The following is a 15,508-nucleotide window of genomic DNA, read 5'->3' as shown; positions in this document are numbered from 1 at the left end:
ATTAAAAAGCAATATTTAGACCCAAAGTAACTGTGCGTGATGGTGGGTAAATAGCACGATCTACTCCAATATCCAAGTTACGGTCATCAGAAGAATAATTCTGCAAGCCAATCTCAGGATCAATACCATCATACCCGGTAATGGTAAATACGTTCTGTAGGTTGAGATATAAGCGGAATTTGCTCAATGAAAAGTTTTCGATTAGCTGTGGGTTAAAGTTGTACCCCAGTTGTAATGTTTGAAGCTTTACAAAAGTCCCGTCCTTAACATAATAACTAGATGGTCTAATATTATTATTTGGATCGTTCAATGATAGTCGTGGTATGGATGAACCTGTATTAGAAGGAGTCCAAGCGTCTGCAATTCTTGAATGTTTATTGTAGGATGATAAGTTGTAGAAATCAGAATAATACCTGGTAAGGTCATATACATCATTACCAAAAGAGGATCTAAAGAAGGCCGTTAGGTCAAAGTTCTTATACTCAAAATTGAGATTTAGATTAAGACTTAAATCTGGGTGTGGATTCCCAATAAATGCCCGGTCTTTGTCATCAATTACGTTATCATTATTAATATCCTTGAATCTAATATCGCCAGGGGATGTTGAAGCATTCTGAAAAGAGTGAGCATCAATTTCTGACTGATCTTGAAAAATACCATCAGCTACCCATCCATAAAAGGATGCAATGGGTTGGCCTACTGCTGTTCTAGAGACTTCTTGATCAAAATTGTTGCTGTGTAAGGTTACTGCATCAATTCCTACAAAGTCTACCCCTTCTTTCAAGGAAGTAAGTTCATTACGAATTACCGACATATTTAGCCCTGCGGAAAATTGAAGTTCTCTATCGTAATCATTTCGGTAATTGGCTCCTAACTCAAATCCTTTATTGTTCATTGCTCCAACATTGTCCCATACAGAGCTATTGGTACCTCCGGATATTGGTGCCAGTTGACGCTCTAGTAGAAGGTCTTCAGTAGTCTTACTAAAATAATCCAAAGTAAAATCCAATCTATTGGTCATAATCCCTAGATCTATACCTATATTATACTGTTCTGTAGTCTCCCATTTTAAATCTGGGTTACTGTTCCTAGATATAATATATCCGTTAAAGACGCTGTTTTGAGCACCATCAATAGCGTAATTAGAATTAAAAGCATTACTAAAATAACCGCTAGATGTAACATAAGGTGGAATATCTTGATTCCCATTCTGTCCCCATCCAAACCTAAGTTTTAAGCTATTCACGAGTTCGCTCTTATAAAAGGCTTCGTTTGAAATTTTCCAACCCAAGGAGGCGGCTGAAAAGGTACCCCATTTGTTATTAGCCAGTTTAGAGGTGCCATCCCTTCTAATGGTATAAGAAGCCAAATAACGGTCGTCATAACTGTAATTTGCTTTTCCGAAGTAGGAAACCAAAGAACTTTCAAATTTCATATTGGTATTTTGCTGAGTACCGGAATCTCCCGCATTTAAAACTTGAAAATTGGGGTCATTACCAGGAAACCCTTGACGGAATGCGGATAAGGTCTCTAAACTAGATTCTATACTTTCATAACCTCCTAATAGATTAAGGTTATGTTTATCATTAAAAGTAGTGTCGTAATTCAAAGTATTCGTAAACGTCCATTCCAGCAAGTTCTGTTCGGACTTAGTTAAATCGGCCAAAACTCTTTGTACATTGGGTTCAGTGAAAGTAGGATTAAAATTGGTGCCCGAGAAATTACTTATCGTTAAGCCATAATTAGTTTTAAATTTAAGTCCCTTTGCGAGTTGGATTTCTGCAAATACATTTCCAAAAAGACGCAATGTTTTATCCTCATTATTTCTATTCCTGGTTAATGCGCCTAACGGATTTTGAATATCGTCTAGAGGGTAACCTGTAAATTCTCCATTTATATTATAAATAGGAGCAATTGAGGGCATTAAGAATGCTCCATAAATGGGGCTTCCCAAAAGTGAATTGGTATTAACATCTGTGTTATTGGAAAAGGATACGGAAAAATTTTCTCCAACGGTAACTTTACTTCCTAACTTAAAGTTGGTGTTAGCCCTGAAAGTATAACGGTCAAATCCTGTATCTTTTAAAACTCCATCTTGTTTGTAATACCCTACAGAGAAAAAACTATTTGAGGCTTCGTTGCCACTGGAAAAGGAGATATTATGAGAGGTAACTAAAGCTGTATTGAATAAGGCCCCTAACCAATCTGTATTTGCTGAAGGAATGGTATTTTGAGCATCAAGAAAAGCAGGTATTACGGGAGTGCTACCAGAACCATATATATCATTGGAAGGTGTTATACCATCGTTGGCAAATGCTTGCCATAGCCCTTCACCATACTGTGCAGCACTGGCTAATCTAGGTAATTTTACAACGGTCATAGCACCTGCATAACCATCATACGCAATTTTAACTTTACCATCCTGACCTTTTTTGGTGGTTATTACTACAACCCCATTTGCGGCCCTAGAACCATATATGGAAGCAGAAGATGCATCCTTAAGAACTTGCAACGACTCTATATCGTTAGGGTTTATTAAGTTGATTCCAGTAGTTGTAGGTACACCGTCAATTACGTAAAGAGGATCATTGTTTCTTATGGTACTAAAACCTCTAATTCTTATAGCAGCATTCCCTCCTGGTGAATTAGAGCTTAGTACTTCTACTCCTGCAGACCTTCCTTGAACTATCTCGTTTACACTTCCTAGAGGTTGGTCTGTCATTTCGTCAATTTTAACTATGGAAACCGCACCTGTAAGATCGCTCTTTCTTTCTGAGGTATATCCTGTAACAATCACTTCATCCAGTTTTGCAGAGTCTTCCTGAAGTACAATATTTAATTTATCAAGGCCTGCAACAGGTTGTTCTTTAGTTATAAATCCAATAAAAGAAATGACTAAAATGGGATCCTCACTTCGCACAATTATGGAGAAATTTCCATCAAAATCTGCAATAACGCCATTTGTAGTTCCTTTTTCAACAATGTTTGCTCCAGAAAGGGGAGTCCCCGTATTGTCCGTAACCAGGCCAGTAACAACTATCTGTTGATTTTTTGAGGGATAGACTCTAAATTCTTCAATAGGTTCATTGTTCAGTTCTAGCGCTGTTCTTGTAAAATTTGAATTGGACGAATTGGCCTGTATGGTGAATACTACCAATAACATTAATAGTAAACTACTTCCTACCTTAAATTTAAATTCAAGAAGTGGATAGGACCTTCTTTTCTGATGAAGATTGTTTATCATTTTTTTAAAGTATTAACTGTGGTTATTCAATTGTTTTAATCCCTTTGTAATTTAGGGATAGGGTAATTAGAATTGTTTTTAGATTTCCATATGATATAGATGTAAAAGTGAATTTAATTTTTTAAAGCTAGTTTAAAAATGGAATAGTAAACTTATACCATTTGAACATTACTTTGCCTTCTTATATCTATTAAAGTAGCCATTTATGAACTGTATCCTTTAATGAGTAATGGACTTCATGCGATGTATAAAAATAACTCTTTTTTTAACTTTAAAATTCATTAATTTAATATGGAGTTGTTAAAAAGTTATATTTTTTTTCTTACGGTATTAATCAGGTGTGAAAAAATTTCTAATTGTCTAAAATATAAGCATATGTGAATAAAATATTTAATATTATAAATTTGGGGCAATAATAGACACTTAAATGAAGGCAGGAGTTAAGCTAATATTAAGTGCATGTTAATCAATTGCAGGTTCTTACAATTTCTATGGGGATATCTCGCAAAGGGTTACATAAGAGAAGATGATTTTTAATCTTGTCTGAATTATTTTCAACATAAAATTATTATAATAACGAATCGTATAGTAATGAAATTCAGTCTATTGAGTTTTATGCTTGTTCTTTTTATGCAATGTGGAGATAAGAATTCCGCCAAATAAAGGCTGGAAGTGAAACCCGAAAATGCTAAAATGGGTATCCATAAAAAATCGTAATATTTAGGAGATAGTTCGCTTGGTGTGCGTAAATGTTATTTCCAGTTCTACAGATGGTGGTAAAACATTTAAATGGGAATCTATGGGTTTCCAAGGGTACCTATTGCATGCATTGCGATTAAAGGATATAGAGTGCTGCTTGCTTATGGCTTCCGTCATAAACCTTTTGGGATACGGCCCCGTATTTTAAATTCGGAATGCACCAATTTTGGAACTGCTCCCGAAATAGTGCTTGGGGATGATGGTGGATCTAGCGATATCGATTATACTTGGCCAATCCAATTAGGTGATGGGCGCGTTATGGTAGTATACTATTTTAATTTAGAAAATGGCACCCGTCATATTGCTGGTACTATTTTAGCTGTTCAACACAAATAGAATAGGAAAGATGGGTTGGAGTAGCAAATTTCACCATATAAATTTTATTCTGGGGAATAAGCTTTACCGGTTTCGGAAAACAAAGAAGGCCGACTAAAACATTATTTAGCCGACCTTTAACAACACTACTTAGCTTAAAATCTGAATTACTAAAAATAAGTGGAAAGCCCTAAACTAAATCCTCCTGTTTTTTCTGCTGGGTTATCGTGTACGTCGGTTTGTTGTTGTATGCGGTAATTAAGTCGAAACACGGTTTGTTGCGAGGGTCTAAAGCTTATGGCGGGCATTACGCTCCACAAGTGATCCCCTATATTATAACCGGTTTCTTTAAAAGTGCCTACATTCCAATCCACGAATTCTAATCTGCAACCAAGGTTAAGGGAGGCATTCTCCCAACCCAACATCTTTTTACTGATTATGGGTTGTACTATATCCAAAAATCCACCGTGCTGTTTGTTGCCATATTGCTGGGTATAGTTATTGGGAATGTCCACATTTATCCAGCCCCATTCTCCGGTTATATAGGTCTTCCATTTTGGAAGGGTGTGGTTGTAATCTAATGCAAAAACATTGAGTCTTCTTTTTTCATCTACCTCTTCCCCACCGTCTTCAAAAGTAGTATAGATACCTCCCATATAAGAGAGTCCAATTTCCCCGAAATCATTATGGCGTACTGCAATCTTAGCTGTGGTTAAGGGGGTTCCACTAGCACTTTCCTCAAATCTTGTAAAGTTAGCTTTGGATGCTGCTAAATAAGTTTTGTTTTGGTCGTTGTCTATTACCGTATTGTCAAAACCTCCTGTTAAATAAAGCTCATATCCTAACATCCATTTGTCTTTATAGGTTTTTCCAAACAGTCCAAATCCGGCGGTGCTCCATGTTGCGGGAAGCATTTGAGTGGCAGAAATAGGCCTGTCCGTAAATTCCCATTTTGGTCCGTCGTGATTTTGGTTAAAAGCACCTATGGGGTTCATAATAATCCCTCCACGTAGATTAACTAACGGGTGAAATTCTACATCCAAAGAGGCAAACTCTATAACTATTTTATTCCCGCCTTCTTCAAACTCGATCTCACTCATAAATTTTAGTTTTTTCCCAATGGAAGAGGAAACAAAGAGGGTCATCCGTCTCATTTGAAATTCGTGTCCTTCAGTAACCCCTTCGGTACCCATATACTGCCAATTGGCCTCCATATAACCCCCCACGGATACGGGCGATTTACCTAAATTTAAAAAGGGACGATCATAAACTGCATCCATATTTAATCGCTGTTGGGTAGAATCTATTTTAGTATTTTGTAAAAGTGTTGGATCAATTTGGGCCTGGACAATCCCTGCTATTGATAAAAGTAATAGGGTAATTAATTTTTTCATATGATGCTATTTATAGTGGTCATTCCTAGATTAATAATATTCCTAATGGAATTCTAAGGACAGGTTAATTTTATGAGGTGTTTTATCTTGTTCTTATTGATGCTACGATGGCCTTAAGGAAATATGTATAATATCCTGTAAAATACGTACAGGAAATGACCATAAGACATCCGTAGCAGGACCATTGGTTACGTTTCCTTTGTTGTCAAATTCACTTCCATGTGCTGAACACACCAACTTATCGCCATAAGCATTAAGCTCATTTCCCTGATGAGTGCATTGGAGGTAGAGGGCAGAATATTCATCTGCGGAAAAGCGAAATATGGCAATTGGGAACTGTAATTTGGAATTGTTTACCACGATATAGTTATAATGGCCGTCCTTTTTTATAAAGTCGGACTTGGGGATAACCAGCTCGTCTCCTTCTATATTGGCAGTAATACTTTTGGTAGATATACAGCTTTGAAGGAACGCACCCATGGTGGAAGCGCCTAAGCAGGCAAGTCCGCAAGTTTTCATAAAGTCTTTTCTTCGCATAACTAAAGGGATTCTAAAAATTTAATAAGGTCATCCTTTTCGGATTGGTCTAGCCCAACATATTGGTTCTTGCTATTTTCTGCCTCTCCTCCGTGTAGGAGTATGGCCTCTTCAATACTTCTGGCCCTTCCGTCGTGCATCAGGTAATATTTTCCTCCTTGGGAATCCGAAGAAAGTCCTAACCCCCATAAAGGTGCGGTGCGCCATTCAGAAATAAGGGCACTTCCCTCGGTATACCCATCATCTAGTTCCGTCCCCATATCGTGTAGCAATAGATCGGTATACGGGTGAAAGGTCTTGTAGGATAATGCTTCTATAGGGGCATATCCTGTTTTCATTTTTGGCATATGGCAAGAAGCACACTGTATTTGCGTGAATATGTTTTTTCCGAATTGCACTTGCGGATCCTTCTGGTTACGAGGAATGGGAGCTTTTAGGGTTTCAAGATAAAAAACTACGTCCCTAATGGTTTGTTTGGATACCTCTGGATCTATTGCCAAGCCAGAATAGGTGTCTTTAGGATCGAAGATAGAGGTGATTCCCATATCTTGATTATAGGCATCCACTGTCTGCTCTAAAAGATCGTATACCGAAGCTTTTTTTCCAAAACGATGAATATATTTTCCATTTCTGATAATGGCATCAGCGGAGGGAATGGTGAAATCCCTTATATAATCCCAGTTGGGCACCCCGGAAATACCGTCACCATCTAGGTCCTCTGGATCTGCAAGTGCAAGTATATCAGCATCGGTTACATACTGTAAAAAACCTAGTCCAGTAACCGCTGGAGGTGTAAAAACCGAATAGGTAGCACCTTCCGGGATGTTTTCTGGTGTGTATCCCGGCAAGGCGCGATTTTGTAATTGTGGTCCGCCTAAGTGTAAAAACTTATTCCCTGTAGAATCTATCTGTCCAAACCGAGTAAGGGAAGTGGAAGGTAAGCCCTTACCATCGCCAGCATGGCAACTAACGCAACTTGTGGCTACAAACAAAGGTCCAAGACCATTTCTAGAATGAAAAAGTTCATCGTTGAAGGCAATATCCCCACTAAGAAACTGTGCGCTTTGTGCTTGGGTTAAATCTTCAATGGGGCCGTCTAATAATTCTGACTCCATGGGTTCTGATGGAAGAAACTCTTCACATGATAGCATTATTGATCCCAAAAGAATGAAGTTTATAATTGTGATTTTTGAATTTAGCATAGCGCTGATATTATAATTAGTCTTGCAAATATATAAAGTTAGACTTGGCTAAAAAATTAAATTTGAAATATTTATATCTTTACAGGAAACTATTGAAATGCCAACACAAGCAACGGAGAATTATCTAAAGGCTATTTTCTACTAACACACTAAAAACCCAGAGATTTCTCTCACAGGATTGGGACAACGTTTAGAGGTAAGTAAGCCCACTGTTAATGAGATGATTAAGAGGTTAGAAAAACAAGGCTGGGTTACTTATGAAAGGTATAAACCCATTACAATTACCCTGGAAGGAAAAAATGAGGCGGCTAGGGTTATTAGAAAACACCGTTTGTCTGAAATGTTCTTATCCGAGATTATGGGATTTGGATGGGAGGAAGTGCATCAAATAGCCGAACAAATAGAGCATTTAAAATCCGATATTTTCTTTGATAGATTGGACGAAATGTTAAGCTTCCCTACCGCAGATCCACACGGCTCCCCAATTCCGGATAAGGAAGGGGATTTTATAAAGAACAATTATAAAATGCTTTCTAAAATTGGAGAGGGCGTAACTGTAGCGTTAAAAGATTTGCGCAGCAGTGATAAAGAGTTTCTCATGTTTTTAAATAAGAAGGAAATTAGCTTGGGATTGGAAATCACCGTGAACCAAATTGAGGAATTTGACCACAGTATGAGCATCTCTTACGGCAAGCACCTAAACATAGTTATTAGTCAGCCAATAGCCGTAAAACTCATAGTGGAAAATATCGGATAGCGCATTTATAGTACGACCTCTATTTCTATTGAAACGCTTTTAGAGTAGGGCTAGTGTAATTTAAATCTAGAAACTCCGTATATTATTACCTATAATCTGTAGGGAGTTTACCGTAGTGTTTTTTAAATGCAGCTGAAAAATGGGTGGCATATTTGTATCCTAAACTTTCGGCTATGTCTGTGATCTTACGATCCGATTCTAATAGGAGCTTTTTTGCCTTTCCCATTTTGTATTCCCTAAGGTACGCCATAACAGAATTTCCAAAATGTGCCTTGAAATGTACTTTCAGGTAATATTCATTGGTGCCTACTGCAGTTGCTAATGATTTGAGGCTTGGTGTTTCGGAAAGATTAGCCAGCAATAATTTCCGTGCCAGAGCCATCTGCTTTGGGATTCGATTATCTTCAGACAGGTTTTCTGGTGCGGATTGAGACATGGAGTGGTTCCATTCGCTTATATATAATAGTAAAAGCTCTAAAACTTTAATTTCGATATAGTGTTCTAAAAAGCAACCTGTATATTTTTTGTAGGCCAGCTCTTCTACAATTTGGCGCATTCTATAATCAATAAGAAATGGGCAATCGGAAAAAGTATTGATAGTGGAGGAAGGGGAGTGTTTGGCAAAGGATAATATGTTTTCAAAATAAGCTTTTTCAGGACTGATTACGCTGTTGTGAATATTGATAATAAATGCCTCTACATTTCCTTCAGATAATTCAGTTATTTGTATCTGCCCACAGGAGTATTTCACTAACTGTACCGTATTAGGAAGGATATCAATAAAAGCACCTTTTCCATCAGAAATTCTTAGAGAACCTTTTAGTCCCATAAAAAGCTGTATATAATTCTCATTACAATCTATAGTAAAAGTTTTATTTAAATTTCCCGATTTTCTACAATTGCAATAATAAATCCTATCCGATAGAAACTCATGTCCTGTTAAATTTGCACTATCCAAGTCCCTATATTTAGGGTGAGATGAGAGGTCTTCACTTTTGTTTACAATAAAACCTTTATCGTCACCTTGATAGTCATTCAATAGACTATTAAACTTTTTTTCTACAGGTATTCCCTTTTTCGTCATTGATACTCCCTTTTTCGTCATTCTAATTGAATTGACAACAATATTTTTGTCGCTTCAAAATTAAGCTTTTTTAGACTAAATCTAAATAACACCCAATTTTATGAGAAAATATTTATTTCAACTTTTAATTTTAATGAGTGTAACCCTCGTACAGGCTCAAAAAGTCCACGTTAACGGAATGGTCCTAGATGCGTTTAACGATATGCCCTTACCCGGTGCTACTGTACAATCCCTAAATGGAGATACTTCCACAGTGACGGATTTTGATGGGCAATTTAGAATGTATGCCCTGCCCGGGCAATCCTTAGTGGTTCGTTATCTTGGATTTAAGGAACAGGCTTTTATGGTACCTAATGATGAATCTCTGATAACCATTATCCTGGAAGAGGATATAACCCAATTATTAGGAGTAGAAGTTACTGGAGCGTTAGGTATAAAACGGCACGCCAAGGAACTGGGTTCTTCTTCCCAATTAGTAAAATCAAGCGATCTAAATCAAGCTAGGGTAGTCAATCCCATTTTTGGCTTGGCAAGTAAAGTAGCCGGACTCCGTATTAATCAGTACGATAGTAAGGTAGATCCTGCTGCTCAGATTGTTCTTAGAGGAACGCGATCCCTACAACGAGGTAAGGGAATAGATGGAAGGTCTAATAACGAACCTATATATGTTGTAGACGGAGTGCCTATTCCGAGTATAGGTCGACTTAATCCCAATGATATTGAGAGTATTACGGTGTTAAAAGGAGCGAATGCTGCGGCACTTTATGGTTCTGAAGGGGTTAATGGCGCCATTATGATAACTACCAAAAAGGGCAAAACAGGGAAAGGAGTGATTTCATTTTCCAATACAACCACTTTTTCTAATGTATATTCTTTACCCGAGGCCCAAACCACTTATGGTCAAGGTTTTAATGGGGTATACAGTCCAACCACCTTTGAGTCTTGGGGACCGGCCTTTGATGGTTCTTTAAAACCATTTGGCAATCTCTTACCTAATGGGGATCAACCTATGATTACCTATGCTGCGCCTTCATCGGATAACAGAATAAATTTATTTGAAACCGGTGTTAATGTTCAGAACGATATTTCTTTTTCGGGAGGGGATGATATAAGTACTTATTTTTTATCTGCACAACATGTAAAACAGACAGGTGTAATTCCGAAGGATAAAAATAACAGGACGAATCTTCGTTTTAACGGTACTCGAAATTTTGGGAGGCTGCGTACGGCCTACAACATTAATTTCATACAAAATAAAAAAGACATTACCCCCGATGGTCCATGGATCAGTGCCTACCGTTATCCTGCTAATTTTGATTATGGTCTGATCAAGGATTGGGAAAGTCCAAATTCGCCCGGAAATCCGAACAATTACTTTATCCCTAATGGAGGATGGTACAGGAATCCTTATTTCTTGATCGATAATATCCGTGATCAAAGCAACCAACAGGTATTAAATGGGAAAATTGAGTTGAATTATGATTTAGCGCCTTGGGCAGAAGTAATGTACAGGGCCGGATTCTACAGCGATACGGATGAAACTCGTAATTATACCCGAAAATTTGAAGCGGAAGGCACTCGGAATACCCTAGGTTCCGTTGATGACGGGAGCCTGTTCTATCGAAGATTTAACAGTGACTTGGTTTTAAACGTAAAGAAGGAGATCGGGGATGTTAAAACGCGAGTTTTACTTGGTCATAATCTTCGTACAGATTATAGAAAGAGCCAAAACATCTCTGCCAGTAACCTACTATATCCCGATATTATTAACCCTGAAAGTCGTGCCGGGGAATTGGGAGGTGGGACATCTATCACGGAACAACGGTCTTTTGGTGTGTATAGTGAATGGGTTACTGGATATAAAGATTTCGCCTTCCTTACCCTTACTGGGAGGAACGATTGGATCTCTACCCTAAGCAAAGCGCATAGGTCTTATTTTTATCCAGGCGTAAGTGCATCATTTATTTTGTCGGAAGCGATTCCTTCTTTGCGAAAATCGGGAAAATTATCATTTGCCAAGATATATGGGTCGTGGAACAGGACCGGAAATGTTACTTTGGCACCTTATCAACTTAATAATGCCTATTCTCAATCCAATGGTTTTCCTTTTGGAAATACCATCGGATTTTTACCCAATCTAGTAAATCCCAATCCGGATATAGAGCCAGAATTTGTTACTTCATATGAGACGGGAGTGCAGTTGGGCCTATTTAATCAACGGCTACAATTGGAGGCGACCTATGTGTATTCTGATTCCGATGGCCAGATTTCCAATGCCAATGTTTCCCGTGCCACTGGATATAATGCCATGCTCGTGAATTCGGGGCGGATGACCAATAATATCATAGAACTAAGTGTTAGTAGCGACATTATAAAGAGTAGGGATTTAAAATGGAATTTGGGCATTAATTATAGTTATACCAAAAATGTAGTGAAGGAACTTTATGGCGATGCTCCCTTTCGTCAGAATTTCAGACAATCCTATGCTTTTGTAGGGGAACAATTTCCTAGCTTATGGGTGAGTGATTATCAGCGCGACCCCAATGGGAATGTGGTGGTAGATGCGCAAACAGGGGATCCTATAATTGCAGTGGACAATACGCTATTAGGACCCATGGTACCTCCCCATATGATTGGGATTAATTCTATGGTTACCTACCGGAATTTTAGTTTGGGCTTACAGTTTGATGGACGTATGGGAGCCTGGTTCTATTCGGAAACCATTCCGCCTATGTTCGAATTTGGAACGCATCCCCTCACTGCGGAATACAACCGCGAAGCGTTTGTGTGGCCTGGATCGGTAATTGAAACAGCCCCCGGAGAGTATGTTCATAATTCCAATTTAACTACCTCTGGAGGCGGAAAGGAATTCTGGGCCAAACAGGGGTCGGTACAACGTAACACAGCCGCCAAAGCAGATTTCTTTAAGCTTAGAGAAGTGAACCTAAGCTATCGTTTACCCGAATCTCTTTTAGGGAGTAAAAAGGTGTTTCAATCGGTTAGTTTAGGCGTAGTAGCGAGCAATTTGTTTGTTATTACTCATTCTAGCAACAATATTGGTGACCCAGAATATCTCTATAATAGCACTGATGGATACTACAGTTTTAGGCAGATTCCTCCAATGCGCAATCTAGGTCTTACCATTAATGCTCAGTTTTAATTTTTATACAATTTTATCATGCTAAAAAATAAATTTCTTTTTTCTACACTATTGGTTGTTTCGATATTCTTTCTGGGATCATGTGATTCTTTCCTAGACGTAAACAGCAATCCCAATAAACCCATTAATGAGAACTTGCCTTTAGAGGCAAAGCTTCCAGCGGCCTTAGTTTCTACCGTAAATCAGGAGGTGGGGCAAATTAACCAGATTGGGGCCTTTTGGGGAGGCTATTGGGGAACCAATAATGATGGTGCCAATTTATATTATGATTTAAAAACATATAATGGCCCCGGCATCCGTAGCCAAAGGGACGGTATTCCTGTCTGGGAGAATGGGTATAACAACATCCTATATTTTAAATTGATAGAGGAGGAAGCCTCCAAAATTGGCGATTTATTTTATACTGGTAGTGCAAAAATTATGCAGGGCTGGCTATTTTTAAGGTTGGTGGATTTTTATAACAATATTCCTTTCGACCAAGCAGCAAGTGGTAATATTCACCTTAATCCAGTCTATGAATCTGGACAGGAAGTCTACAAAAAAAGCATCAATTTAATTACGGATGGTATTTTGGATGTTAAGGCTTCTGATATGATACCCACAATGAATCATGGAGATGTGCTTTTTGGAGGTAAAAAAGATCTTTGGGCCAAATTTGGAAATACCATAAAACTAAGGGCCCTGATCAGGCAAAGTGAGAAAGTGGATCTGGCATATTTACAGTCGGAAATAGCAAGTATTACCTCGGAGGGATCTGGATTTTTAGGCCCTAAAGAACATGCTCTAGTAAATCCAGGTTATTTGAATACCGATGGGAAATTAAATCCATTCTGGACCAATTATTACCGAGACGTACAGGGAAACAGTACCGCCAACCATCAAAACTTAAGGCCAACCCTTTATCTGGTCAACACATTAAAGAATCTAGATGATCCTCGTTTGTCTAAAATTTATCAAGAGACAAACGGCGAAATTAATGGAGTGATTTTCGGAAATCCAGATGCGGGGAATCCTGAATATGCAAGACAAAATACTTCGGTTCTAAAAGGTCCACAAGAAAATAATGGCGTAGCTACGGGATTGTTACATGGAATTGATCAAGGAAGTATACTTATGACTGGTTTTGAATCACAATTTTTACAAGCTGAAGCCGCATATAGGGGATGGATAGCCGGAGACGTTATCGATTACTACCAAAATGGCATTTTGTCCTCTATGGATTACTTAAAAGTTGCAGATACGGATGCCTTAGTTTATACCGAAACGCAAGTGAGGAATTTTGAACATTCAGGAACTCAATTGAATTTGCTAATAGAACAAAAATGGCTCGCGCTAAACAGTGTCTCCAGTATTGAAGCTTGGAACGATTATAGAAGGTTGGGCTTACCCAATTTCCCTAAAACTGCCGCCTCTGGCGTTTCTGGACGCCCACTTAGATTAATGTACCCAGAGACAGAAAGGGGTACAAATAATGCACAGGTAGAACTTCAAGGGTCGGACATGATTACTGAGAATAAAATTTGGTGGATGCTTTAGAATTAATCAAACTTATGACTATCGAATAAGGTGGTTTTTAAGGCTTTCCTATTTTTTTTTAAATCAATTGCACCATACCATTATGACGAGACAAGTAAAGACAAATAGCTGGATCAGGATTAGGAAATTTTTAAACGACATTCACCTTTGGGTAGGATTGATCAGTGGACTGGTACTGTTGGTTGTATGTTTTACAGGAACGCTATATGTCTATAATACGGAAATCAGAGAATGGAGTGCTTCCCATCTCTACAGGGTATCTGTTCCGAAAGGAAAGGAAGCTTTGCCCATTGAAACCATATTGCAAAAAGGAAACTCAGTTATTCAAGGAAATATTACCGGGTTGAAAATTTTCTCGGATGCTAATCGCAGCCTTCAGGTGGTCGCTAAAAAAGAAGGGGACCGAGGGCGTTTTGGAACCACTTATTTTTTTAACCCTTATACCGGGGATTTTCTTGGAGACAGTAAGGAAGATAATGCCGTGGTACGTTTTATGGGGAATGTATTCAGCCTTCACCGTTGGTTACTATTAGACAAAATAGAAAAGCCTATAATATCGGGCTTGGAAAATCGTACCCTTGGTAGTTATATTACAGGAACAGCTACCATATTATTTACCCTAGGGGTCTTAACAGGAATTGTGATATGGATACCACGAAAAGCGAAGTACTGGCGGCAGGGCCTGAAAATAAAATTCAGCGGTAATTGGAAGCGTATTAATCATGACCTGCACAACACATTGGCACTTTACGCTGCTGTTATCTTGTTTCTGATGGGAGTTACCGGGCCATTTTGGTCTTTTCCTTGGTATAGGGAAGCATTACAGAAAAGTTTAGGCACTTATAAGGAACGCCAAGAAGGTAAACCCGCTATTCGTTTGGAAAATAAAAGTACAACCCCTTTGAAACAAGAATCTGGAATATTCCCGCTAGCCGATTATTTGTTTGTCGTAGACTCAGAATTGGATTATTCTGGTGATTACAGTATAAATATGCTCCAAAATGGGGCTAGTGAAATCAGTATTAGTAAAAAGCGATCTGGTTTTTTCTCGCCAGCTGCCTCCGATAAGATAGTACTGGATTTAAGCACCAAGGCCATCAAGGAATTGGATGTCTTTATTGCAAAACCTTTTAAAGAGAGAGTGTCTGGGTCAATTAAAGCATTGCATATTGGTGATGTTTATGGTTCGTTCAGTAAGTTGCTTTATTTCATTTCATGCCTTATAGCCACCAGCTTACCTATTACTGGAACACTAATCTGGATCAATAAAATAAAAAAAACAAAGAAGAAAAAGAAGAAGTAGGTACCTCCTTCCTAAAGGAGTTTACTAGTAATTATAGAGGTGCGAATATTTTTATTCTAAGTTTAATTTGCCCAAGAAAATAAATATCTAACTCGGTTTATTTTTTTTGTTCGGTTTAATCGATACGGTGCGACAACTATTCTTTGAAGCTTCGATTAAATCCAGAAACTCATTTATATGTGAAATTTGTTTAAACTTAAAGATTATTTTTGGAAAA

General features: G+C 38.2%; 10 protein-coding genes. 5 read left to right on the top strand and 5 right to left on the bottom strand.

Features of this window, described 5'->3' with window-relative positions:
- Position 1: 1 nt before the first annotated feature.
- Positions 2–3,244 (bottom strand): TonB-dependent receptor, encoded by a 3,243-nt coding sequence (locus KCTC52924_RS18015; RefSeq protein WP_251807755.1) that lies wholly within the window; start codon positions 3,242–3,244, stop codon positions 2–4.
- 789 nt (positions 3,245–4,033) lie between these two features.
- Here KCTC52924_RS18015 and KCTC52924_RS18010 point away from each other — a divergent pair.
- Positions 4,034–4,339, top strand: a complete 306-nt coding sequence (locus tag KCTC52924_RS18010; RefSeq protein WP_251807754.1) for a hypothetical protein — start codon at positions 4,034–4,036, stop codon at positions 4,337–4,339.
- A gap of 149 nt (positions 4,340–4,488) precedes the next feature.
- Here KCTC52924_RS18010 and KCTC52924_RS18005 read toward each other — a convergent pair whose 3' ends face one another.
- From KCTC52924_RS18005 to KCTC52924_RS17995, 3 genes are all read right to left on the bottom strand, one after another.
- A complete protein-coding gene (locus tag KCTC52924_RS18005; RefSeq protein ID WP_251807753.1) occupies positions 4,489–5,712 on the bottom strand; it encodes a hypothetical protein in 1,224 nt (407 codons plus the stop codon).
- 102 nt (positions 5,713–5,814) lie between these two features.
- Positions 5,815–6,249 carry a ubiquinol-cytochrome c reductase iron-sulfur subunit gene (locus KCTC52924_RS18000; RefSeq protein ID WP_251807752.1) on the bottom strand — a complete coding sequence of 145 codons (435 nt, stop codon included), beginning with the start codon at positions 6,247–6,249 and terminating at the stop codon, positions 5,815–5,817.
- Positions 6,250–6,251: 2 nt separating this feature from the next.
- The gene (locus KCTC52924_RS17995; RefSeq protein WP_251807751.1) at positions 6,252–7,451 is read right to left on the bottom strand and encodes a di-heme oxidoredictase family protein; all 1,200 of its coding nucleotides are present in this window, start codon (positions 7,449–7,451) and stop codon (positions 6,252–6,254) included.
- A gap of 163 nt (positions 7,452–7,614) precedes the next feature.
- On the opposite strand from KCTC52924_RS17995, the gene KCTC52924_RS17990 reads away from it, so the two are divergent.
- Positions 7,615–8,208: a metal-dependent transcriptional regulator gene (locus KCTC52924_RS17990; protein WP_353057495.1), complete on the top strand. Its 594-nt coding sequence runs from the start codon at positions 7,615–7,617 to the stop codon at positions 8,206–8,208.
- An 85-nt stretch (positions 8,209–8,293) separates the two neighbouring features.
- Here KCTC52924_RS17990 and KCTC52924_RS17985 read toward each other — a convergent pair whose 3' ends face one another.
- Positions 8,294–9,292 (bottom strand): AraC family transcriptional regulator, encoded by a 999-nt coding sequence (locus KCTC52924_RS17985; RefSeq protein WP_251807749.1) that lies wholly within the window; start codon positions 9,290–9,292, stop codon positions 8,294–8,296.
- 100 nt (positions 9,293–9,392) lie between these two features.
- Between KCTC52924_RS17985 and KCTC52924_RS17980 the strand changes: the two genes are divergently transcribed.
- The 3 genes from KCTC52924_RS17980 to KCTC52924_RS17970 all read left to right on the top strand — a co-directional run bounded on the left by KCTC52924_RS17980 (position 9,393) and on the right by KCTC52924_RS17970 (position 15,291).
- Positions 9,393–12,452, top strand: a complete 3,060-nt coding sequence (locus KCTC52924_RS17980; protein WP_251807748.1) for a SusC/RagA family TonB-linked outer membrane protein — start codon at positions 9,393–9,395, stop codon at positions 12,450–12,452.
- 18 nt (positions 12,453–12,470) lie between these two features.
- On the top strand, positions 12,471–13,988 hold the full coding sequence (locus tag KCTC52924_RS17975) for a SusD/RagB family nutrient-binding outer membrane lipoprotein (RefSeq protein ID WP_251807747.1): 1,518 nt from the start codon (positions 12,471–12,473) through the stop codon (positions 13,986–13,988).
- 82 nt (positions 13,989–14,070) lie between these two features.
- The gene (locus KCTC52924_RS17970; protein ID WP_251807746.1) at positions 14,071–15,291 is read left to right on the top strand and encodes a PepSY domain-containing protein; all 1,221 of its coding nucleotides are present in this window, start codon (positions 14,071–14,073) and stop codon (positions 15,289–15,291) included.
- The last annotated feature ends 217 nt before the right edge of the window (positions 15,292–15,508 follow it).

It is taken from the genome of Arenibacter antarcticus, assembly GCF_041320605.1.
GTDB lineage: Bacteria > Bacteroidota > Bacteroidia > Flavobacteriales > Flavobacteriaceae > Arenibacter > Arenibacter antarcticus.
The sequence above is the reverse complement of the archived record's forward strand: the minus strand, read 5'-3'. Positions and strand labels throughout refer to the sequence as shown.

What these genes read in the sequence shown, in the direction of transcription:
- KCTC52924_RS18015 (WP_251807755.1), bottom strand. Translation starts at nt 3,244, where the DNA reads ATGATAAACAATCTTCATCAGAAAAGAAGGTCCTATCCACTTCTTGAA.
- KCTC52924_RS18010 (WP_251807754.1), top strand. Translation starts at nt 4,034, where the DNA reads ATGGGAATCTATGGGTTTCCAAGGGTACCTATTGCATGCATTGCGATT.
- KCTC52924_RS18005 (WP_251807753.1), bottom strand. Translation starts at nt 5,712, where the DNA reads ATGAAAAAATTAATTACCCTATTACTTTTATCAATAGCAGGGATTGTC.
- KCTC52924_RS18000 (WP_251807752.1), bottom strand. Translation starts at nt 6,249, where the DNA reads ATGCGAAGAAAAGACTTTATGAAAACTTGCGGACTTGCCTGCTTAGGC.
- KCTC52924_RS17995 (WP_251807751.1), bottom strand. Translation starts at nt 7,451, where the DNA reads ATGCTAAATTCAAAAATCACAATTATAAACTTCATTCTTTTGGGATCA.
- KCTC52924_RS17985 (WP_251807749.1), bottom strand. Translation starts at nt 9,292, where the DNA reads ATGACGAAAAAGGGAATACCTGTAGAAAAAAAGTTTAATAGTCTATTG.
- KCTC52924_RS17980 (WP_251807748.1), top strand. Translation starts at nt 9,393, where the DNA reads ATGAGAAAATATTTATTTCAACTTTTAATTTTAATGAGTGTAACCCTC.
- KCTC52924_RS17975 (WP_251807747.1), top strand. Translation starts at nt 12,471, where the DNA reads ATGCTAAAAAATAAATTTCTTTTTTCTACACTATTGGTTGTTTCGATA.
- KCTC52924_RS17970 (WP_251807746.1), top strand. Translation starts at nt 14,071, where the DNA reads ATGACGAGACAAGTAAAGACAAATAGCTGGATCAGGATTAGGAAATTT.